Genomic DNA, 22201 nt, shown 5'->3' with positions numbered 1-22201 from the left:
TGGCGGACGAATAAGTATTTTTTGCATGGGGAATCCTGTTTCCCTGCGCACTATTGGACAGAATAAAACTGAAAGAAAGAAATTATGCTAGCAACGGACTCCGCACTGGTGCTCTTCAGCGGTGGACAAGATTCCACCACCTGCCTGGCCTGGGCCTTGAAACACTATAGCCGCGTGGAAACCATCGGCTTTGATTACGGCCAGCGCCATGCGATCGAACTGACCGTGCGCCCTGGCGTACTGGAGCAGATGCGCCAGCAGTCGCCCGAATGGGATAGCCGCCTGGGCCAGGATCACATGATCGACCTGTCCCTGATTTCCGCCATTTCCGATACGGCCATGACGCAGAACGTCGAGATCGTCATGCAGGAAAACGGCTTGCCGAACACTTTTGTTCCTGGACGCAACTTGCTGTTCATGACGGTGGCCGCCACCGTGGCGTACCGCCGCGGCTTGACGGTGCTCGTCGGCGGCATGTGCGAGACGGATTTTTCCGGCTACCCGGATTGCCGTGACGACACAATGAAGGCCCTGCAAGTGGCCCTGAACCTGGGCATGAATACGCGATTGAAGCTGGAAACGCCGCTGATGTGGCTGGACAAGGCGCAAAGCTGGGACCTGGCGGAAGACCTGGGCGGCCAGCCCCTGGTTGACCTGATCCGCAGCGGCACGCATACCTGCTACCTGGGCGAGCGGGGCGAATTGCACGACTGGGGCTATGGCTGCGGCACCTGCCCCGCCTGTGCCCTGCGCGCGAATGGTTACCAGCAATACGCGGCGAGGAAGGCTGCGAAGCCGGCTGTCAAATAAGCAGTTTGCGCCGTTTCTTCAAGCGGCGGGGCGGGGGACAAGGCCATGCTGTGGTTTTTGCCACAGGAGCGTCTTGCCATGAAATCCCTCTTTGCCGCGCTGTACGGCCCCGTGTTCTGGGCCGGCTTCATCGGCGCCGCCACCGTGCTGGTGGCGCTTTGCCAATTCTCCCTCTGGGTCTTGCCGCCGCTGTTGCTGCTGGCCCTGCTCACATCCTTTCTGGCCGAGCGTTATCTGCCGTATGACGGCGCGTGGAACCACGATCATGGCGACGGCTGGCGCGACATTGCGCACGCGCTCGTCAATGAAGCGCTGTACCTGCTGGGCCTGGCTGCCTTTCCCCTGCTGGCCGGGCACCTGGCGCTGGGCGCATTCTGGCCAGTCCAGCTGCCGTTCTGGGCGCAACTGTTGCTGGCGATCGTCATCGCCGATTGCGGCATCACGTTCGTGCATTACCTGAGCCACCGCTATTATTTTCTGTGGAAACTGCATGCCGTGCACCACAGCGTGCAGCGCCTGTATGGCTTTAATGGCTGGATGAAGCACCCGCTGCACCTGCTGCTGGAAGCGGCGGGCGGCATGCTGCCCTTGCTGCTGCTGGGCATACCGGAGCGTGTCATGGCCGTGCTGGCGTTTGCCGTGGCGATCCAGCTGTTGCTGCAGCATGCGAATGTCGACATGCGCATGGGCCCGCTGCGCCAGATATTCGCCTGGGCGCCATTGCACCGTTTTCATCACATGAAGTACGGCACGGCCGGCGACGTGAACTTCGGCCTGTTTTTTACCTGCTGGGACCGCTTGCTGGGCACGCGTTTCGATGCACCGGGCTACCGCATGCGGGGCGAGGACCTGGGCATCGGCAGCCGTCCCGATTATCCGGCCGCATACGGGGCGCAACTGCTGGAGCCGTTCCGCGCGGAAGAGGGCGTGCGCGCGCCCGAGTTGCCAGCTGGTTTGCGTAAAGTCATCAATCGAGCAGCTTGACGTCGAGCTGGCGCAAGCTGCGGTCGGCGCGCACGCCAAACAGGCTGCGCATGGTGCGCGAAAAATGCGCGGCATCGGCAAAGCCGGCGCCGTGGGCCGCCTCCGTCAGGGTACTGCCGAGCAAGATGAAACGGATGGCCAGGCGCAGGCGGCGCCACAGCACCAGGCGTCGCACGGGCAAGCCCAGCTGGGCGCTGAACAGGCGTTCCAGCTGGCTCAGCGACAAATGCGCCGCCTCGGCCACGGCGGCCGCGCTGACCTTGCCCGATAGCAGCGCATCGACCTTGTCCAGCGCGCGCTGCACGCGCGCGTCGGCGAGGATTTCCCTCGGTTGTGCCTGCAGCGCGGCGGCCAGGCTGTCCAGGCTGTGCGCGCCTGCGCTGGCGGCGGCCGCCAGCAAGGCCGCGCCGCTCAGGCGCTGCGGCTCCGCATAGATGGTCAGTGTGAAAGCCGGCGCGGCCAGGATGGCATGCGGGCGCAGGCTGTCGATCAGCAAGTGCCGCGCCGTGTGGACGATGCCGTCGAGCTTGGCCGTGAAGGGCGCCCCGGTGCTCAGCATCAGCTGGTGCGCATAATGGGCGTGGCTAGCCGTGGCGCCCGCTGCGCCATGCAAGATGGCAAAGTCCGGCGCCAGCCATAGTGTTCCCTGCCAGCTATCCTGCTGCAAACGCGACTCCCAGTTGATGGATTGCGGGGCGATCATACCAGCCGGTGGGGATGGTTTTCACGGCATCGAATTTTCCTGGGGCACACATCATTGCATTGACGAAATATGTGATCTTTTAAATACAATATTCAGCATTGCAAGGGCGCCTGCTGTAACGTACTATCATTCTCATCGACTACCGATGGTAGTCGTGCGGCCCGCCGCCAGCCATGTTGCTGGCCGTGTAGCGGTTTGATGTCCGTCCTGCTTTCTCGCCTGCCATGTCTACACGCGCGTCTACGTCGTGGTTTGCTCGTTCAGTATCGCACTGGCTGGGACCGCGCGCGTTGGCCGCGCTGGTGCTGGCGCTGTGCCTGGGATTGACGTATGGCGCCTGGCGCAATGCCGACGACGCCAGCGAACAGCAGGTGCAGGCCGATTTCGATTTCCGCGTGCGCGAACTGGTGGGCAACATCGTCGGCCGCATGCAGACCTACATCCAGGTGCTGCACGGGGTGCAGGGCCTGTATGCCAGTTCGCAGGAAGTCACGCGCCGCGAATTCCATGCCTATCTGGCGGTGCAGCAAGTGGACCGCCACTTTCCCGGTATTCACGGCATCGGCTACCTGCCGCTGCTGTCCGGCGCCGCCCTGGCACGGCATGAGGCCAGCGTGCGCGCGGACGGCTATCCCGGCTATACCGTGCGTCCGCATGGCCAGCGCGATTGGCATGCGCCTATCACCTATCTGGAACCTTTGAGCGAGAGCAACCTGCTGGCCTTCGGCTATGACATCGGGTCCGAATCCGTGCGCCGGGCCGCGCTGGAGCAGGCGCGCGACACGGGGCAAGCCGCGATGACGGGCAAGATCCACCTGGTGCAGGATGGCGGCAGCGCCCGGGCGCATGGCTTCCTGGTCGTATTGCCCGTGTATGACAATGGCTTGCCGCACGCCAGCGTGGAGCAGCGGCGCGCCGCCTTGCGCGCCTGGGTGTTTGCGCCGTTCCGCATGGGTGATCTGATGGCGGGCGTGGGCGGCGAGGGCGCGCGCCAGCTGGATCTGGAAATCTATGATGGCGCGCAACTGGCCGAGGCGGCCCTGATGTATGACAGCTTGCCGGGCGCCTTGTCGTCTGTCGCCTCGGACAGCCTGGTGTCGCAGCAGGCGATCACCATCGCCGGCCATGCCTGGACCTTGCGCATGCGCGCCATGCCGGGCTTTGATGGCGAACTGCTGGCGCGGCCCCGCCTGGTGGCCTGGACCGGCTTGCTGGCCAGCATCGGGCTGGCGCTGGCCACCTGGCTGCTGGCGGCGGGCCGCGCTCGCGCCCAGGCGGCGCTGGCGCGCTCGAGCGAACTGACCGGCCAGCTGGAGCAGGGGCAGGCGAGCGTGCTGGCCATGGCCGAGGCGGCGCAACGCAGCCAGGCCATGCTGCGCAGCATCCTCGATTCGACCATCGACGGCATTCTGGTCGACAATACCGATGGCCGCATCTTCACGTCGAACCGGCGCTTCCGCGACCTGTGGCAAGTGCCCGATGCGCTCGACTGGCAAGCCGATGGCGCGGCGCTGGTGCGCCATGTGGAAAGCCAGCTGGAGCAGGCGGCGCCGTTCCTTGGGGCACGCGCCCACGCACCGCATGGCCACCGCGAGCGGCGCGACGTGCTGCACCTGCGCGATGGACGGGTGGTCGAGCAATATGTGCGCAGCATGCAACTGGGCAATGAACAGGCGCGCCTGTGGACCTTCCGCGATATCAGCGAGCGCAGCCAGATGGAACGGCGCGAGCATACGCGGCGGCAGGTGCTGGAAATGCTGGCCACGGGCGCGCCGCTGGAACGGGTGCTGGAAAGCGTGGTGCTGAGCGTGCAAGCGGACCATCCCGCCATGCTGTGCAGCATCTTGCTGCTCGATGAAAGCCGCCACCGCCTGGTGCTGGGCGCTGCGCCGAGCTTACCTGCGTTTTTCAACCTGGCCAGCCATGGCCATGACCTCGACACCCTGCAGGGCGTGCATGGCATCGCCGCGCAAGCCGTGCGCGACGGCCAGCGCGTGATCGTCGGCGACCTGCATGCCGATGCGCAGGAAACGATGGAACTGGCGTGGCGGGCCCAGCTGCAATCGTGCTGGGCCGAGCCCGTGCGTGGCGGCTCGGGCAAGCTGCTCGGTGTGCTGATGGCGTATCACCGCCAGCCGACGCTGCCGGGCGCGGCGCATCTGGCGCGGCTGAGCGAGGCGGCGCACCTGGCCGGCATGGCCATCGAACAGGCGCAAGTGGCGCTGGCTCTGCGCGCCGGCGAAGCGCGTTTCCGCAGCCTGTACGACCATGCGCCCGTGGCCCTGTGGGAACAGGACTGGTCGGCCGTGCGCGCCGCGCTCGATGCCTTTGAACAAGCGGGCGTGCGTGACCTGGGCGCCCACTTCCAGGCCCATCCGGACGCGCTGCGGCAACTGGCGGGGCTGGTGCGCATCATCGATGCGAACGGCGCCGCGCTGGCGCAGGTGCGCGCCAACGAGGACGATCAGCGCCGCGGTGCGCTGGGCCTGGCGCAGAATTTCGACGACAGCGCCTTGCCCCGTTTCGGCGACGCGCTGCTGGCGCTGGCTGGCGGCGCCCACCTGTACGAGTGCGAGAGCAGCTTCGTGCGTCTCGACGGTGCGGCGCGGCAAAATGAATTGAGCTTGCTGGTGATGCCCGGCCATGCGGACAGCCTCGATTTCGTCATGGTGTCCTCGCTCGATATCACCGAGCGCAAGCGCATGAACGCGGAACTGCTGCAACTGGCCACCACGGATTTCCTGACCGGTTTGCCGAACCGGCGCCACTTCATGGCGTCACTGGAAAACGAGCATGCCCGTTTGCAGCGCGAGCTGGCCAGCTGCGCCAGCGTGCTGATGCTCGACATCGATCACTTCAAGCGCGTCAACGACGAGTATGGCCACGCCGTGGGCGATGCCGTGCTGCGCCACCTGGGCGCGCTGATGTGCCAGGCGCTGCGCAAGGTCGACGTGCCGGGTCGCGTGGGCGGCGAAGAATTCGCCATCCTGCTGCCCGGCACCGACCTGTCGGCAGCGGCCGTGTTTGCCGAACGGCTGCGCCGGCGCGTGGCGGAAAGTTCGCTGACCATCGATGGCGGCATCGTGATCACCGTCACGGTGAGCATCGGCATGGCCGCCATGGCCGGCACCGATGCCGATTGCGACGCCGTGCTGGCGCGCGCCGACGAGGCGCTGTACCGGGCCAAGCGGGGCGGGCGCAACCGCATCGAGCAGAATGACGGCGGCAGCGACGGCGTGCTCAGCAAGTTCATGGCGCAATGATTACAGGCTGTGCTGACGCGCTTGCGACTGCTTGCGGTTGCGGCTGACGATCAGCCAGACGATGGCGACGGGAATGAGCAGCGGCAGCAGCACGGGCGTGCTCAATGCCAGCGCCAGTACCACGCAGAGCGCCACCACCGCGATCAGCACCACGCCCACGCCGGCCAGGACGACGCCGGTGATGACGGCGGCGCACACTACCGCAATGGCGGCGATCAGCAAGCCGCCGCCGGCAAACACCAGGCCGAACAGCCATTCCAGCGGACCGTCGACATCGTCGCCGTTGAACTGCATGTGCATGTCGCTGCCGCCGATCTTGTCGAGGAACAGGCAGGCGAGCATGACGATGAGGACGAAGGTGAGCAATTTTTTCATGGTGAGCCTCAGTGTGTGGGTGATGGGGTGTTGCATGATCACACTGTAGGGGCGCGCCCGGCTTGCCGCCAGCGGCGTGCGACAGGCTGTCATTTTCACGGTATGGAAGGCGCTGGCGGGACGAAAAACGCTGATCTGGAACAAGATTTCTTTTCTTGTAATGTGCGCAAGCCGTCCTATACTGAATACCTCAGTCTCGCAAGGAGGGCAACATGCTTTTGTTTGCAGATACCGGGGATCAATCGCTATCCCCCCCTGACCATCAAATCACGCGCCAGCGTAGCGCCACGCAGTCCTGCGCCGAGCCCGTCGGCGCGCCATCGGCGATACCGCCGATCATCATCACCCCATTCAACTACCATGCACCGCTGCCGGCCATCGACCCGCGCTGGGTGCCGCCCGGTCCTCCGCTGACCTGGCCCAGCCGGCCTGCCATGTCCATGTGTTGAGGCGGCTATAAAGCGTTGCCGTCCATGCGATGGCTGGTTGTGAAAAAAGCCCGCGTCGCGGGCTTTGGCTTGCGCATGGCCGCGTTATGACGCTTTGCGGCGCAGCATGAAACCCAGCAGGCCCAGACCGGCCAGCAGCATGGCGTATGTTCCCGGTTCCGGCACGGCGGCGATGTAGGCGTGGTTGTCGCTTTCAAACGCGTTCGTGTTTGGCGAATGGAAGGCGACCGAGGTGAAGCTCGCCCCTTGGCCGGCCCAGGCGTTGATATACAGGCCGACGGACTGGTCGCCATTCGGACTGACGCCGCCCAAGGCGGCCATTTGCGAACCGGTCAGGACGACTGTGCTGCTGTCGCCCATGGTGAAGACGATGCTGTTGTACGTGTCGGGCGATCCCATGTAAAAGCCAAAATAGCTGAGCCCGCCGCTGAAGGTGGCCGTGCCTGGCGTGATCTGGCCATCCGAGACGCCGACGGAATAGAAGGCCGTCAAGTCATTTGGAGGTTGCGCGGCGTAGCTGGGGTGGTTGCTGGTAAACACGGCGCCCGTGTAGTTGCCGGGTAGTAAACCATCGTTGAAATTGATGGTCGTGGCGCCTGCGACCGAGGTGACAAGGCCTTCCCCTGCCAGTGCCGTGCCGCCGGCAGTGAAGGTGGGGACGGCGCTTGCGGTACCTGCGGCGAGCGTCAGCGTGGCCAAGGCCAGCGTAGTCAAGATTTTCATGTGAGTCCCTCTGATGAGTATAGTTATATGCAGCGGTAATGGACGATAGAGATGCCTGGCGTGGCGGGGCAATGCGGCGCGCGGGGACGAGGGACGTCGCGTGAGAAAAGAATTTCTTGGAGCCAAGCATTACTACATGCAATATTTAAATACAAAAAACACAATTCAGATTGCAAAATAATAATAGGTTTACTTGAGAAATATCAAAGCTCGATTACTAGAATAAAGCTACTACATTGATAGCTTGTCTTCTTGCCGGGATCGACTATGGCGGGCCGCTCCTTACCTTGCGGCAAGGCGGCACGGGCGGGCGTTTTCGACTATCATGCTAGCCCCGACCTTCCATCACGAGCACCGCCATGAGTACCGATTTTCCCGACTTTTCCGACGAAGCAGCCGAGCAAGACAATGACGCCCCGATCCAGGAGCCGCGCCTGTGGGTAGGCAATGGCTGGACGGCGCGCGTGATCAAGAACGAGGAAGATGAGGGCTGGGCCGTGGCCATGATCAAGGATGGTGAACCGGAGCCGGCCCTGGTGGGCCCGTGGACCATGGGGCGCGACAAGAAAAATCCGAAGCCGCTCGACGTCAACGCGTTCAACACGCTGGTCAAGACGGCTTCGGAAGTGCTGCGCCGCCATGAGCAGCAGCTGCATGCGCAATTGCACAAGAACCTGTTTGTCGCCACCGACGAGGGGCAAGTCAAGGTGATGTTCGACATCGTGCCCGACGAAGAGCACCCGTACGCGGAATTGAGTGCCTACGACGCCGACGGCGAGCAGATCGCCAAGGTGCGCACCTCGGCCGCCTTCAAGTTCAACGCCACATCAGCGGCGAACTGGATCGAAGGCGGCTACCGCCGGCCAGGCTAGCAAAATCTACTGCGCGGCACGCTTTGTGGCCTCCGATGCTCGCTGTACTTAAGTACAGCTGCGCTTCTCGGCCACAAATCGAAGCCGCTCGCTACGATTTTGCTACGCCTGGTTCCAGGACTACACCGCCGCGCCTTCGGGCGCGGCCTGCATTTCCACCTCGTCTTCCCTGCGGTACGCCAGCCGGTACAGCAGCGGCAGCACCAGCAGGGTCAATGCCGTCGAAGATAAAATGCCGCCGATCACCACGGTGGCCAGCGGACGCTGCACTTCAGCGCCCGTGCCCGTGGCAATGGCCATCGGCACGAAGCCCAGCGACGCCACCAGCGCCGTCATCAGCACGGGCCGCAAGCGCGTGATGGCCCCTACGCGTATCGCCTCCTGCAAGGGCATGCCCTGTTCGCGCAACTGGCGGATATAGGCGATCATCACGAGGCCGTTCAGCACGGCCACGCCGGACAGGGCGATGAAGCCCACGGCCGCCGAGATCGACATGGGAATGTCGCGCAGCCACAGGGCGACGATGCCGCCCGTCAAGGCGAACGGGATGCCGCTGAACACGAGCAAGCCATCTTTCACGTTGCCGAACATGGCGAACAGCAAGACGAAGACGAGGGCCAGCGCCACGGGCACCACCAGCTCCAGGCGTTTCGTGGCCGACTGCAATTGCTCGAACTGGCCGCCCCAGCTGGTCCAGTAGCCGGCGGGAATGGCTACCTGCGCTTGCAGCTGCTGCGTGGCGTCGGCCACGAACGAGCCGATGTCGCGCCCGCGCACGTTGGCGCTGATGACGATGCGGCGCTTGCCGTCTTCGCGGCTGATCTGGTTCGGCCCCGGCGCCACTTGCAGGCTGGCCACTTCGCCGAGCGGGATGAAGCGCGCGCGGCCTTCCGCCGCCGCGCCCAGGGGCAGGGCGATGGGCAGGCGTTTGAGTTGCTCCAGGTCGCTGCGCAGGCTGTCGGGCAGGCGCACGACGATGTCGAAGCGGCGGTCGCCCTGGAACAGGGTGCCCGCCTCTTGCCCGCCGATGGCCGTGGCAATCGCCGCTTGCACGTCGGCAATGTTGAGGCCGTAGCGGGCCGTCTGCTCGCGGTCGATCTGCACCGTCAGCATGGGCAGCCCCGTCGTCTGCTCGACTTTTACCTCTGTCGCGCCGGGAATCTTGCCCAGCACACCAGCGATCTTCGCCGCCGTGCCGTCGAGCACGGCCATGTCGTCGCCGAACAGTTTCACGGCCAAGTCGCTGCGCACGCCGGAAATCAGTTCATTGAAGCGCAGCTGGATCGGTTGCGAAAACTCGTAATTGTTGCCGGGTAAACTGGTGGCCGTCGCTTCGATTTCCGCCAGCAATTGCTCGCGCGACTTCCCGGGTTGCGGCCATTCGTCGCGGGGCTTCAGCATGATGTAGCCGTCGGAAATATTCGGCGGCATGGGGTCGGACGCGATCTCGGCCGTTCCCGTGCGGGCGAACACGCGCGCGATTTCCTTGTGGTTTTTCATGAGCTTGCTTTCCAGCTGCTGCTGCATGGCCAGCGATTGGCTCAAGCTGGTGCCGGGGATGCGCAAGGCCTGGATGGCGATGTCGCCCTCGTTCAGACTGGGCACGAACTCGCTGCCCATGCGCGTGGCCAGCAAGCCCGACAGCACGACGGCCACCGCCGCGCCCGTCAGCACGACGGGCGTGTTGCGCATCACCTTGTCCAGCAGCGGCGCATACCAGCGCTTGGCCGCGCGCATGATGGCGTTTTCCTTCTCCGCCACCTTGTCGCCGATAAACAGCGCCACGGCAGCCGGAATGAAGGTGATCGACAGCAGCATGGCGCCCAGCAGGGCAATGACGACCGTCAGGGCCATCGGCGTAAACATGCGGCCTTCCACGCCCGTCAGCGCGAAGATGGGCAGGTACACGACCATGATGATCAGCTGACCATACAGCAAGGGCCGGCGCGCTTCTTGCGATGCCGCAAACACTTCGTGAAAACGTTCCTGCAATGTCAACGGCCGTCCCAGTTTCTGCTGCGCATGGGCCAGGCGGCGCACGCAGTTTTCCACGATGACCACGGCGCCATCGATGATGATGCCGAAGTCCAGCGCGCCCAGGCTCATCAGATTGGCGCTCACATGGTATTGCACCATGCCCGTAAACGTGAACAGCATGGCCAGCGGAATCACCATGGCCGTGATGATGGCCGCGCGGATATTGCCGAGGAACAGGAACAGGATGGCGATCACCAGCACGGCGCCTTCGAGCAGGTTTTTCTTCACCGTATTGATGGCCTTGTCGACCAGTACCGTGCGGTCATACACGGTGACGGCGTGCACGCCTTTCGGCAGGCTGCGGTTGATTTCCACCATCTTTTTATCCACGGCTTGCGACACGGCGCGGCTGTTCTGCCCGATCAGCATGAAGACGGTGCCGAGCACCACTTCGCGGCCGTTTTCCGTGGCCGCGCCCGTGCGCAGCTCGCGCCCCAGCACCACGTCGGCCACGTCGCGGATACGGATCGCCACGCCCTGCACATTGGCGACGACGATGTTGCCGATGTCGTCCTTGGACGCCACCTGGCCCGGCGCGCGTATCAGCAACTGCTCGCCCTGCCTTTCGATGTAGCCGGCGCCCACGTTGCTGTTATTGCGCTCGAGCGCCGTCACCACGTCTTGCAGGCTGATGCCGTAGGCGGCCAGTTTTTCCGGATACGGCGCCACCTGGTATTGCTTGGCGTAACCGCCGATGGCATTGATCTCCGTGACACCCGTGACATTGCGCAACTGCGGCTTGATGATCCAGTCCTGGATTTCGCGCAAGTCCGTCGGCGTGTACGGCGTGCCATCGGGCTTTTTCGCGCCGTCCTGCGTTTCCACCGTCCACAGGTAGATTTCGCCGAGGCCCGTGGAGACGGGGCCCATCTTCGGCGTGATGCCGGCCGGCAGACTTTCCTTGGCTTCCTGCAAGCGCTCGTTGATCATCTGGCGCGCAAAATAAATGTCCGTGCCATCCTTGAAGATCACGGTGACCTGCGACAGGCCATAGCGCGACAGCGAACGCGTCTGTTCCAGGTTGGGCAAGCCGGCCATGGCCGTCTCGATGGGGAACGTCACGCGCTGCTCGGTTTCCAGCGGCGAATAGCCGGCGGACTGGGTATTGATTTGCACCTGCACATTGGTGATGTCGGGCACGGCGTCGATGGGCAGCTTTTGATAGCTGTAGATGCCCAGGCCGGCCATGGCGGCCACGGCCAGCATCACCAGCCAGCGCTGGTCGATGGCAAAGCGGATCAAGCGTTCAAACATGATGGTTTCCTTAGCTTTGACGTGATCAGTGTTCGTGGCCGGCAGAGTCCTTGCCCAGCTCGGACTTCAGGACAAAACTGCCTTGCGCCGCGTACGGCGTGCCGGCGGCCAGGCCCTGCTTGATGTGCGTCAATGTGCCATCGCTGCGGCCCAGCACCACGGGCGTGGCCTGGTAGCCATCTTTCACCTGCACGAAGACGACGGGCTTGTCTTCCACCGTCTGGATCGCCGTGCTGTGCACGGTGACAGGCGCGTCCGCTTCGCCGGAGACCACTTCCACCGTGACGAACAGGCCCGGGCGCCAGGCCATGTCGGGATTCAGCAAGCTGATGCGTGCCTTGGCCGTGCGCGTCTGCTCGCCCAGCAGCGCGCCCACATAGGTGATCGTGCCTTGCGCGCTGGCGTCAAACGCGCTGGCTTTGACTTCCGCCTTGCCTCCCATGCGCACGGTGGCCAGGTCTTTCGCCGGCACGGCGATTTCCGCCCACACGGTCGACAGGTCGGAAATGACGAAGATGTTCGCGTCTTCCTTGACGGCTTCGCCCAGGGTGATATGTTTTTCCAGCACCATGCCGTCGAACGGCGCGCGGATGTCGTAGCGGTTCAGCGGACCCTTGCTGGCCCCGGTCCCGGAACCACTGGCGCCCAGTGCGCTGAGCTTTTGCTGCGCGTTCTGCACGGCGATTTCCGCCTCGCGCCATGCTTGCTGCGCCTGCAGGTAATCCTGTTCGGCCGAAATCTTTTCGCGCCACAGTTTTTCTTCGCGCTCATACGTGGAGCGGGCCAGCGACAGGCGCCGCTGCGCCGACAGCAGTGCGCTGCGCTGTTCCGACAGTTCCGTGCTGGCGATGACGGCCAGTACTTGTCCCTTTTTGACCAGCTGGCCCAGGTCCGCCTGCACGGCTTCCACCACGCCAGCCAGGCGCGGCACGACGTGGGCCGTGCGGTCTTCGTTGAAACGGATTTCGCCGGGCAGGGCGACCGTCGTCTTGATGCGGCCAGGCGCGGCCGTGGCGATGACGACGCCGGCTGCCTTGCTTTGCGCCGCCGTCAATTCCAGCCGGCCTTCCACTTCGTCGTGGCCGTGTTCGTCTTTCTTTTCAGCATGTGCTTCCGCCTTGGCGGCAGGGGCAGGAGGAGCGCTGGACTTGCCCGTGCCGAGGATCAGAGCCGCCAGGACGATGCCGGCGGCGGCGATGGAGACGATGGCGATCGCCTGTTTCTTGTTCAATGTGATGTTCATGGAGGGTATTCCTTACAGGGGAGCTGGTGTGCCCAGCAGGCGCTCGATGTCGGCGGCGGCGTGCTGCGCTTCGGTCAGCGCGCGCAGGTATTGGTTTTTGGCTTGCAGCAAGGTGCGCTGGGCATCGAGCACGTCGAGGAAGGCGAACTTGCCGAACTCGAAGCCCTTGCTGGCCGCGTCGTAGGCGCTCTGGGCGCCAGGCAAGATGTCCTGGCGCAAGCTTTCCACGTCGAGCCGGGCCGTGGCCAGGCGTTCGGTGGCGGCGGTCACGTCCGTTTGCACGGCGATGCGGGCGGCGGCCAGCTCGTCGCTGGCCTTGTCGCTGCGGCGCAGTGCGTCGAGCTTGCTGCCGGCATTGCGGTCGAACAGGGGCAGCGGCAAGGCCAGGCCGATGATGGCCTGGTTGCGGCCCAGCTCTTCCGAACGCTTCATGCCGATACTGACCGTGACGTCGGGCGTGGCGCGCCGCTGTTCCACGTCCAGCATGGCTTGCCGCTGGGCCAGCGCGCTGTGCGCCTGGCGCACGGCCGGGGCTTGCTCCAGGCGCGCCGCCAGTTCGCTGGCCGGGGGCAGCTCGGGCACGGTTTCCAGGCGTCCCTCGGCGAGGGTAAAACGTGGCGTGGCGTTGCCCCACAGGGCGGCCAGGCGCTTGCGGGCGCTGGCCAGAGTGCTGCGGGCCAGGTTCAGCTCCAGCCGTACGCTTGCTTCGGCGACCCTGGCGCGGGTTTCCTCGACCGGGGACGCCTTGCCGGCCGTGACCCGGCGCGCCGTGATGTCGCTGGCGCGCGCGGCCAGCGCCTGCGCGCTGTCGGCCAGGCGCAAGCCTTCCTGCGCCGCCAGCACGTCGACAAAGGCGGAAGTCACGGCGGCGCGGGTTTCCGCCTGCTGCAGTGACAGGCCCGCTTGCGCCAGGTCTGCGCCGCGCTGGGCGACGGCGGCGCGCGCCCCCCGCTTGCCGCCCAGTTCGATGAGCTGGTTGAGCTGCACGGTGGTGCTGCGCGTGGCGCGCCGCGTGTCTTCCAGCACGGTTTGCAGTTCCGGATTGGGCAGGGCGCGCGCCTGTTGCAGGGCGCCCCCTTGCGCCGCCAGTTCATGGCGGGCAGCGGACAAAGTGGCGTTGCCGCCCTCGGCGAGCAGCAGCGCGGCAGGCAAGGTCAGGGGGCCGGCAGTCTCCTGTGGAGCTTGCGCATGGACAAAGTTGCCAGCCAGCAGGCCAGCGGAGAGTAATAACAGATAGATGGATCGGTACATCGAATTCTCCAAAAACATGGAAAAGAATTCGACGGGACGCGCAGGCTGGCGCCTGGCTTACTGCGAAAAGTGATTGAAACGCCCCGTCGGCCTAGGTGGCCGACGACCAGTCAGGGCGCTTGGGAGCGTCCGGGATGTGGGAAGCGTAAAAGAAGGGGGAAGTGTCCGCATTCACGGACGCCGTGTCGCCGATGGGCAGGCTGGAGCCGGCCGGCAGCCATGCATGGCCGATGCCGTGGCAGACGTTGCAGTCGCTGTGCGGCTGGCCTTTTTTCTGCTGCTCAGCTTTATCGCCGGCGGGTTTTTTGTCCGCATCGGCCTTGTGCTGGTGGCTGTGGTGGCCCAGGTGCTGCGCCGCCTTGCCTTCCTCGTGCAGGCAATACGCGCTCGCCGCAGCCCAGGACATCTGGAGCGGAAGCACGAACAGCAGCAAAATGAGGAAGAATCGGCGCATGGTGACGGCTATTGTACAGAAAGGCGGGCGGCCGTGCTGCGCTTAGCGCGGCTGGGCGCGCCACGCCTTCAGCTGCGCGGCGATGGCCTTGCCCTGGAACAGCTGCGGCTCGGAATGCTCTTCCGCTTCCATGCCGCCTTCGCGGAAGTCGGCCGCTTCACGGGCCTGCACCAGCACCTTGGCCTTGTCGAAGGCTTCGGCAAAGCCGGCGCTCCTGGGCAGCGCTTCCTTGAAATATGCTTCGCTGAAGTAGGTAAAATCGTTCTGGTCATCGCAGCCGAACGAAGTGCGGTCGCTGCGCGCGGCCGTGATGATGAGGGTGTTGTCATCCTTGAGTGGCGCAATGAAGCCGCCCGCATAGCAGGCCGAGATCACGATGACCTTCCAGCGGATGCCGCTGTGCTTGAGCATGGACGCCAGCTCTTGCGCGGGCAGGCTGTGCAGGTCCATGCCGTTTTGCGCCAGCGCCAGCTCGTGCTCGGGCGAGCCGTGGCTGGTGAGGAACAGGAACAGGATATCGTTATTCTTGTCCATCTTCGCGCCCAGGGCATCGAGGCTGGCGGCGATGCTGGTGCGCGTGGCCATCGGCTGCTGCGCCACCGTGTTGCGGCTGTTGACGAGCATCAAGGAGCGGCCTACGGTGCCGTAATCGCGGTCGAACTGGCGCTGCACGAAGGCCGTTTCGCGGTGAAACACTTCCTGCGCGCCGTCGCCGGCCACGCCCAGCAGGTACAGATTGATTTTTTTTGCCGCATCGCGCGGCAGTACACGGGCCAGGCTGCGTTCCAGCAAGGATTGCTGGCCGTACAGGGCCAGCTCGACATTGTCGCGCGTGAGCTTGTCCAGGGCCGGATCGTCCAGCTGGCCTTCCGTCCAGTTGCCGCTGTCTTCGCGCCGTCCATCCGCCTGCGCCACTGCATAGCGCAGCACGCCCTTGCCGTCGAACTGGCCATTCTTGAAGCCGCCCCGGTATTCGTCGCCCTCGGCCGTGCGCAGCACGCCTTCGCCTTCGAATTTCCAGTCTTTCAATTCGCCTTCGTAATGGATGCCGTCGCTGGTGGTGACCCTGGCCTTGCCCTGCACCTGGCCCTGGACGAATTCGCCTTCGAAGACGGTGCCGTCCGTGTCGGTCAGCTTGCCGGCGCCATGCGGGCGCCAGTGCTTGAAATGGCCTTCAAAGGTGGCGCCATCGGCGCCCTGGAAGCGGCCTTGGCCCTCGAAGCTGCCCTTGACGAAGCTGCCCGCATAAATCTCGCCCTTGGGCGAGGTGTAGCGGCCGATGCCGTCGAAGGCACCCTGGCGGAAGGCGCCCGTGTATTCGACGCCGGAAGCCTGGCGCAGCTTGCCCTGGCCGGAAAACACGCCGCGCGCGAAGCCTCCTTCATAAAAGGCGCCGCTCGCGTATTCGAGCCGCCCCTGGCCATGCATCTTGCCCGCGACGAGGGGGCCGAAATAGCGTCCGCCATCGGCCGTTTCCGCCGCCGGCGCCTTGGCTGGCGCGGCGCACAGCGGCGGCATGCCCAGCGCGGCAAAGGCCAGCAGGCCGGCGAGGGTGTAGGGGCGAAGCGAGGCGCGTAGCGTGGCAGTCATGAGGACGGTCTGGTCTGTAGGAAGGGGCCTAGTCTGCCACTGTATTGCCATCGTGGCAAATGCGCGCGTGGCGTGTGTTGCTCTGCTTCAAGGCAAGATTCTCCGTTTTATGCCGTGCCAAGGCTGGGCTGAACTGATAATATTGATTTTCAGAACATATACTTGCACAAGGTACATAGTCACCCATGGAAAGCCGTCTCAGCCGCCTGGAAGCCGTCCAGACCGTGTTGCTGGAAATCGGGCAGCGCTCGAGCACCTGCAGCGATATCAGTGAATTCCTGCAGGCGGTGCATGCAGCCTTGGGGCGCATCATGTATGCGGCGAACTTTTACGTGGCGCTCAGCGACCGTGACGACGGCCTCGTGCGCTTTCCCTATTTTGTCGATGAATTCGACGCCGCGCCCGATCCGGACGAGGGCGTGCGCCTGGCCAGCGCCGCGCAGTCGCCCACGGCGTGGGTCATCGTCAACCGCAAGCAGCTGGTGATGACGGCCGACGACGACGCCATGCGCGCCATCGGCGGCGGCGCCTGGGGCGGCGGCACGGCGGCCGAGCACTGGATCGGCTGTCCGCTGCTGGACCAGCAGCACCAGGTGCTGGGCGCCATCGTTATCCAGAGCTATGACGCGCAGCACCGTTTCAGCCTGGAAGACCAGGCCCTGTTCGCGCTGATCGCCACGCACGTATCGAGCGCGCTGCAAGGCATGCAAAGCATGGACCGGCTGGAAAAGGCGGTGCAGGAGCGCACGGCCCTGCTGGCGCACGAGGTGGCCGAGCGGCGCCGCGCGGAAAACCTGCAGCATGCGCTGTATGAAATCGCCAACCTGTCGGCGCAGGCTTCCGATGCGACGACCCTGTACGCGCGCCTGCACGCCATCATCAGCGAACTGGTGACGGCAAAAAATTTCCTCATCGCCCTGTATCACCCGGACAACAAGGACATCACAATCCCGTATTTCGTCGATGAAAAGGATGCGCAGGCGCCCGTGAAACGCTTTCATTACGGCATCGGCATGAGCTCGTATGTGCTGGCGCGCCGGCAAGCCTGTCTGCTGGATGCAGGCAGCTATGCGGCGCTGGTGGCCAGCGGCGAAATGGACGAGCCGCTGGGCAATGTCGGCATCGCCAGCTGGATGGGCGCGCCCATGCTGCTGGGTGACCGGAAATATGGCGTGATCATCGTGCAAAGCTACGACACGTCCGTCGTATATGGCCAGGCGGAACTGGACGTGCTGGCCTTCATGGCCAGCCATGTGGCCGTGGCGATGGCCCGCATCCAGGCCGACAACGCCATGCGCCAGGCCAAGGAAGCGCTGGAAGAGCAGAACGCGGCCCTGAACAGCGCCCTGAGCGCCTTGCAGGAAGCGCAGTCGGAACTGGTGCGCCAGGAAAAACTGGCCTCGCTGGGCCGCCTGGTGGCAGGCGTGGCGCATGAAATCAATACGCCGCTGGGCATTTGCGTGACGGCTACCAGCCATCTGGTGCAGGAATTGAAGCTCACGCGCGAAGACCTGGAAGGGGGCCAGCTCGATGAAGATGGCTTGCGGCAATTTTTCGATATCATCGACCAGACCCTGCGCATCATGACGACGAATACCCAGCGCGCCGCGGCGCTGGTGCGCAGCTTCAAGCAGGTGGCCGTGGACCAGTCGTCGGACGAATTGCGCAGCTTTAACTTGCGCAAATACCTCGATGAAATCCTGCTGTCGCTGCAGCCCAAGCTGAAGGGCAAGCCGATCAAGGTGGACATCGATTGCGCGCCCGAGGTGCAGCTGCGCAGCTATCCGGGCGCCGTTTCGCAGATCGTCACGAACATGGTGGTCAATTCACTCGTGCATGGCTTTGCCGAAGGCGAACCGGGCAAGATCAAGATCAGCGTGCGGACGGCCGGCGAGATGCTGGAACTCGACTACAGCGACGACGGCATGGGCATGGACAGCGCCACCCTGGGCCAGCTGTTCGACCCCTTCTTCACGACCAAGCGGGGTTCCGGTGGCAGCGGCCTGGGCGCGCATATCCTGTACAACCTGGTGACGGGGCCGCTGGGCGGCACGGTGAAGGTGGTCAGCGCGCCGGGCATGGGGTTACATTACAAGATACGCTTCCCATTGGAGCCGAAGAGCGCTTGAAAACCTGAAAACGGCGGGCCGGAGACGCTTGGCCCGGAACGCCCGTGTTGGGGGCTTGGGCCGAAGCCACGTAGGTCGGATTAGCGGCGCAGCCGCGTAATCCGACCTACGCATGCTAATCCGGGAAACGTTGATTCAGCGCCAGCGCTGCATCGAGATTTTCAATCAGTAATTCCACATACTGCGGGTCGAGGTGGCTGCCGCTCACTTCGCGCAGGTAGCCCACCACGCGTTCCAGGGGCCAGGCGTCCTTGTAGCAGCGCTTGTGCATGAGGGCGTCGAAGACGTCGGCCACGGCGGCGATGCGCGCGTATTTGTGGATGTGCTCGCCGACCAGGCCTTGCGGGTAGCCGCTGCCGTCGTATTTTTCATGGTGCTGGTGGGCGATCACGGCGGCCGCCTTCAAGAGCGGGCGCTGCGAGCCGTCGAGGATGGACATGCCCACCGTCGGATGCTGTTTCATGATTTCCCACTCGGCCGCGTCGAGCTTGCCCGGTTTGAGCAGCACGGCGTCGGGCGTGGAAATCTTGCCGATGTCGTGCATGGGTGCCGCGTGGCGCAGCACCATGGTTTCCTCTTCCGACATGCCGGAGGCCTGCGCCAGCAGCTGGCACACTTCGGCCATGCGGCGCACGTGGTTGCCGCCTTCGTGCGAGCGCGATTCGACCACGTCGCCCAGGCGCAGGATCAGCTCGGCCTGGGTATCGGTGATTTCCTGCGTCAGCAGGATGTTGTCGAAGGCGATCGCCACGCCGGAACAGAAGACTTCCAGCAATTGCGCGTCGAGGTCGGAAATTTCTTCCACGCCTTTCAACACCAGCAGCGAGGCCTTGCCGCTGCTGTTGGGAAAGTAGCCCACATAGGTGTCGCCGTGCAGGCGCGAGATCTTGTTGCTCTTGGCATCGTCCAGCTGTGACAGCAGTGACGGGCTGAGGATGCCGTCGTCCGTGTCGCCGATCTGCGCGAGGATTTCATAGTCTTGCTCACCTGAAATGGCGCTGGCGCCGCGCAGGCGCAGCAGCATGCTCGTTTCCAGGCGCAGCAGGGCGACGACTTGCTGCAGCAGGCCGCTGGCGAAGTCGCGCAGGTTGCGTTGCTTGAAAATGTGCGCCGAGGCGGCGATGACGCGCTCGAGCCCCTCGCGGTAATGGAGCTGGGCCTGGCGCGCCTCTTCCACCTTCATGATGTCGCGGTAGGCGCGCAGGGCGGCAAAGGTGGTGGTGAACAGCTTGGTGCGGTCCAGTTCCGTCTTTTCCTTGTAGTCGTTGATGTCGTAGTTGACGATCACCCGTTCTTCCGGCGCCTGTCCCGGCTGTCCCGTGCGCAGCACGATGCGCGTAAACTGGTTGCCGAGGTCTTCGCGCATCCAGCGCGCCACTTCCAGGCCACTGTCTTCGCGTTCCATCACCACGTCGAGAAACACCAGCGCGATGTCTTCTTCGCGCGCCAGCACCTGCTTGGCCTCGGCGCCGCTGTACGCATGCACGAAACTCAGGGCGCGGCCTTCCAGGCGAAAACGGCTCAGCGTCAGTTTGGTGATGTCGTGGATGTCGGGTTCATCATCGACGAGCAGGACTTTCCAGGGAGGTAACTTGGGTGAGGCTGAAGACAAAAATGACATAAGGGCGAGTTCCGCTAAAAGGCATAACTGACGCAATGCTGAGACGCCCGCGCCAGGCTTGCCTGTGCGCCACTACTGGCGTTGCGCGTTTTTCGGGCGCATTTTATCGATTGTAGACTGACAGCCAAGTATTAACAACAAGCAAGAATAATTGACTAAATTCATGCAACATGCATATCAAAAAAGCACTTTAAATCCACGCTGGCGACACTATGTATACTTTATCGCTTAGGCAACTATATTTTCAAGACAATACTTTGTTTTAATTAATATTGCCAATGAATCTGGAAAAAAAGTCTGTGGTCTGCGCCATGTTCGTTACACGGCGCAAGAAAAGTAACAATGTATTAGTTTCTCTTTAGAATGAAACACATCGCGCTATATTAAAACGTAAAGAATGGCCGGAGCGCCATCCACATTCCTGAAAGGACTCATCATGAAAACGACGCGTACCTTCATTGCTGGTCTTGCCTTGCTGGCGAGCACCGCCGCCTGGGCGGGCACGGAAGTGCATTTCACCAAGCCGGAACAATTCACGGACCTGTCTTTCGATCAGACGGAGCGTGAGAAAGTGCTCAAGGACTTGACGGCGCATTTCGAGAAACTGGGAGAGTCGCTCAAGCCTGGGCAAACCCTGAAGATCGATGTGACGGATCTGGACATGGCTGGCCGTGAAAATCCCGCCATGCGCTCCACCCAGGATTTCCGCGTGATGACCGGCGGGGCCGATTGGCCGCGCATGCGCCTGCACTATGTGCTGGAGCAAGATGGCAAGGTCATCGCCAATGCCGATGCAGCCCTGTCCGATATGTCCTATCTGACGCGCATCAACCGCTATTCCAGCGGCGACAAGCTGCGTTACGAGAAACAGATGATCGATGACTGGTTTGCCGACACCTTCAAGACGCAAAAAAAGCCATCAATGCGTAAATAAGTTGTCAGCAAGGTGAGATGCGGGTCAGGACGTTATTTGTCTTTTTTGATATATTGCGCTACAGAAATTCCCATTTGATGTATATTTAAGCAAGGTGCCGCGATGAATGGCATTTCGGAGCTTGCCCGCTTGTAAGACTTTTTGAAAGGGATACTGTATGCGCATTTCGAGAGCGACGAAAACCTGGATAGCCGCCGTGATGCTGGTAGCCAGCAGTAGTGCTTTTGCCGGCGTTGAAGTGACTTTTGCCAAGCCGGAAGAGTTTTCAGATTTGCCGTTCAAACCGCATGACCGACAAGATGTGCTGAAGGGTTTAGAAGAACATTTTCAGTTCCTCGGCAAGCGCTTGCGGCCGGGACAGGAACTGAAGATAGAAGTCACCGATGTCGATATGGCGGGACGCGAAGAGCCGGGACGCCATGGTGGCCGTGACCTGCGCGTGCTGAATGGACAAAGTGACTGGCCGCGCATGCGTCTGCGTTATGTGCTCGAGCAAAATGGCAAGGTCATTGCCAGTGGCGAATCCGCCATGTCCGATATGGCGTATCTGCAGCGTCTCAATCGCTATTCCAGCGGTGACGCGTTGCGCTATGAAAAGCAGTTGATCGATGATTGGTTTAAAAGCGCCTTTGATATCACTCCCAAGGGCCGCAGCAATCCGGTAAGCTCCTTGACACCGCCGCAAGTTCAGGGCAAGTAGGCACCCTCGATCCGCGCCAGCTCGCCGTTCTGCCGCATGGCAAGCAGGGCGGCATTCATCTTCTGGATGAAATCGGCCTTGTAGGCGGGCGTATTGCGCGCGCTGTAGGCGATGTAGGTGGCTTCGGACGACAATTCCAGCACTTCGTGCAATTGAAAGCCGTAACTGGCCAGTTCGGCGCCCAGCTGGCGCGCCGTGTGGCGCGCCGCGCCGCGGTCGCTGGCGTAGCAATCGATGCGCCGCAAGGCCAGTTTTTTCAGGTTGGCTTCATTGCCCTTGGCCGCTTCCAGGCGCAGCAGCCCCTCGCGGGCCGGCGCCATCAGTTTTTCCGAGAGCAAAAAACCTGTATTGACGCCGATGGTCAGGCCGGCAAAGTCGGCGGGAAACCGCGTGCGCGGCGTGCGCATGACGGCATCATGGCAAAACAGGACCACTGATTCGCGGTACAGCATGGCCGAATACGGTTGCACGTACGGCCGTTCCGTTTTGCGTCCGGGTGGAAACAGGCCGAAAACCTGGCCCTTTTCCAGCGCGGCTAGCCCCCGTTTCCAGGGGCGTGGCTGCAGTTCCAGCCGGTAATCGGGCATCGCACTGGCTGCCAGGCGCAGGATGTCGATATACATGCCCTTGAAAACGCCGTTTTCCACATAGCTGTACGGCGCATAGTCGTCGTCGCCGTACAGGATGACGGTTTGCGGTGCGGCATGGGCGATGCCGGGTGCCGCCATCGCGCAGGCGGCGGCCAGCAGGCAGGCGCCGGCGTGGCGCAGGTTAATTTTGCATGTCATCCTGATAAGCATACAGGATGA

At 63.2% G+C, this 22201-nt stretch carries 18 protein-coding genes; 8 read left to right on the top strand and 10 right to left on the bottom strand.

Annotated features, from left to right (window positions below):
- Window positions 1-84 precede the first annotated feature (84 nt).
- Both queC and IGS58_RS25335 read left to right on the top strand, forming a co-directional pair.
- Window positions 85-810: a 7-cyano-7-deazaguanine synthase QueC gene (gene queC / locus IGS58_RS25340; RefSeq protein WP_230523011.1), complete on the top strand. Its 726-nt coding sequence runs from the start codon at window positions 85-87 to the stop codon at window positions 808-810.
- 78 nt (window positions 811-888) lie between these two features.
- Window positions 889-1794, top strand: a complete 906-nt coding sequence (locus tag IGS58_RS25335) for a sterol desaturase family protein (RefSeq protein WP_230523010.1) — start codon at window positions 889-891, stop codon at window positions 1792-1794.
- On the opposite strand, the gene IGS58_RS25330 is transcribed toward IGS58_RS25335, so the two are convergent.
- Window positions 1778-2497, bottom strand: a complete 720-nt coding sequence (locus tag IGS58_RS25330; protein ID WP_230523009.1) for a helix-turn-helix domain-containing protein — start codon at window positions 2495-2497, stop codon at window positions 1778-1780. The genes IGS58_RS25335 and IGS58_RS25330 overlap by 17 nt on opposite strands.
- A 224-nt stretch (window positions 2498-2721) precedes the next feature.
- On the opposite strand from IGS58_RS25330, the gene IGS58_RS25325 reads away from it, so the two are divergent.
- Window positions 2722-5760 carry a sensor domain-containing diguanylate cyclase gene (locus IGS58_RS25325; protein WP_230523008.1) on the top strand — a complete coding sequence of 1013 codons (3039 nt, stop codon included), beginning with the start codon at window positions 2722-2724 and terminating at the stop codon, window positions 5758-5760.
- Here the strand turns inward: IGS58_RS25325 and IGS58_RS25320 are convergent, their stop codons facing one another.
- Window positions 5761-6135 carry a hypothetical protein gene (locus tag IGS58_RS25320; protein ID WP_230523007.1) on the bottom strand — a complete coding sequence of 125 codons (375 nt, stop codon included), beginning with the start codon at window positions 6133-6135 and terminating at the stop codon, window positions 5761-5763.
- A 212-nt stretch (window positions 6136-6347) separates the two neighbouring features.
- Here IGS58_RS25320 and IGS58_RS25315 point away from each other — a divergent pair, with 212 nt between their 5' ends.
- The gene (locus IGS58_RS25315) at window positions 6348-6584 is read left to right on the top strand and encodes a hypothetical protein (protein WP_230523006.1); all 237 of its coding nucleotides are present in this window, start codon (window positions 6348-6350) and stop codon (window positions 6582-6584) included.
- Window positions 6585-6668: 84 nt separating this feature from the next.
- Here IGS58_RS25315 and IGS58_RS25310 read toward each other — a convergent pair whose 3' ends face one another.
- Entirely contained in the window at window positions 6669-7307 is a 639-nt protein-coding gene (locus tag IGS58_RS25310; protein ID WP_230523005.1) for an Npun_F0296 family exosortase-dependent surface protein, read from the bottom strand.
- A gap of 359 nt (window positions 7308-7666) precedes the next feature.
- On the opposite strand from IGS58_RS25310, the gene IGS58_RS25305 reads away from it, so the two are divergent.
- Entirely contained in the window at window positions 7667-8179 is a 513-nt protein-coding gene (locus tag IGS58_RS25305; protein WP_131689372.1) for a hypothetical protein, read from the top strand.
- Window positions 8180-8299: 120 nt separating this feature from the next.
- Here IGS58_RS25305 and IGS58_RS25300 read toward each other — a convergent pair whose 3' ends face one another.
- The 5 genes from IGS58_RS25300 to IGS58_RS25280 form a co-directional block, all read right to left on the bottom strand.
- The gene (locus IGS58_RS25300; protein WP_230523004.1) at window positions 8300-11470 is read right to left on the bottom strand and encodes an efflux RND transporter permease subunit; all 3171 of its coding nucleotides are present in this window, start codon (window positions 11468-11470) and stop codon (window positions 8300-8302) included.
- 25 nt (window positions 11471-11495) lie between these two features.
- On the bottom strand, window positions 11496-12713 hold the full coding sequence (locus tag IGS58_RS25295) for an efflux RND transporter periplasmic adaptor subunit (RefSeq protein ID WP_230523003.1): 1218 nt from the start codon (window positions 12711-12713) through the stop codon (window positions 11496-11498).
- Between the two features lie 12 nt (window positions 12714-12725).
- Window positions 12726-13964, bottom strand: a complete 1239-nt coding sequence (locus IGS58_RS25290; protein WP_230523002.1) for a TolC family protein — start codon at window positions 13962-13964, stop codon at window positions 12726-12728.
- Between the two features lie 91 nt (window positions 13965-14055).
- Complete coding sequence (czcI, locus tag IGS58_RS25285) at window positions 14056-14418, bottom strand: cation efflux protein, CzcI family (RefSeq protein WP_230523001.1); 363 nt, start codon at window positions 14416-14418, stop codon at window positions 14056-14058.
- A 42-nt stretch (window positions 14419-14460) separates the two neighbouring features.
- Entirely contained in the window at window positions 14461-16008 is a 1548-nt protein-coding gene (locus IGS58_RS25280) for a C13 family peptidase (RefSeq protein ID WP_230523000.1), read from the bottom strand.
- A 185-nt stretch (window positions 16009-16193) separates the two neighbouring features.
- Between IGS58_RS25280 and IGS58_RS25275 the strand changes: the two genes are divergently transcribed.
- The gene (locus IGS58_RS25275) at window positions 16194-18137 is read left to right on the top strand and encodes a GAF domain-containing sensor histidine kinase (RefSeq protein ID WP_230522999.1); all 1944 of its coding nucleotides are present in this window, start codon (window positions 16194-16196) and stop codon (window positions 18135-18137) included.
- A 115-nt stretch (window positions 18138-18252) separates the two neighbouring features.
- On the opposite strand, the gene IGS58_RS25270 is transcribed toward IGS58_RS25275, so the two are convergent.
- Entirely contained in the window at window positions 18253-19758 is a 1506-nt protein-coding gene (locus IGS58_RS25270; RefSeq protein ID WP_034784319.1) for a DUF3369 domain-containing protein, read from the bottom strand.
- A 436-nt stretch (window positions 19759-20194) separates the two neighbouring features.
- On the opposite strand from IGS58_RS25270, the gene IGS58_RS25265 reads away from it, so the two are divergent.
- Together IGS58_RS25265 and IGS58_RS25260 are read left to right on the top strand one after the other, a co-directional pair.
- Window positions 20195-20692 (top strand): DUF3016 domain-containing protein, encoded by a 498-nt coding sequence (locus IGS58_RS25265; protein ID WP_070259921.1) that lies wholly within the window; start codon window positions 20195-20197, stop codon window positions 20690-20692.
- A 157-nt stretch (window positions 20693-20849) separates the two neighbouring features.
- A complete protein-coding gene (locus IGS58_RS25260; protein ID WP_070259909.1) occupies window positions 20850-21392 on the top strand; it encodes a DUF3016 domain-containing protein in 543 nt (180 codons plus the stop codon).
- Here the strand turns inward: IGS58_RS25260 and IGS58_RS25255 are convergent.
- On the bottom strand, window positions 21380-22180 hold the full coding sequence (locus IGS58_RS25255; RefSeq protein WP_230522998.1) for a substrate-binding periplasmic protein: 801 nt from the start codon (window positions 22178-22180) through the stop codon (window positions 21380-21382). The genes IGS58_RS25260 and IGS58_RS25255 overlap by 13 nt on opposite strands.
- Between the last annotated feature and the right edge of the window lie 21 nt (window positions 22181-22201).

This window comes from Janthinobacterium sp. EB271-G4-7A, assembly GCF_020858075.1.
Lineage (GTDB): Bacteria > Pseudomonadota > Gammaproteobacteria > Burkholderiales > Burkholderiaceae_D > Janthinobacterium > Janthinobacterium lividum.
The sequence above is the reverse complement of the archived record's forward strand: the minus strand, read 5'-3'. Positions and strand labels throughout refer to the sequence as shown.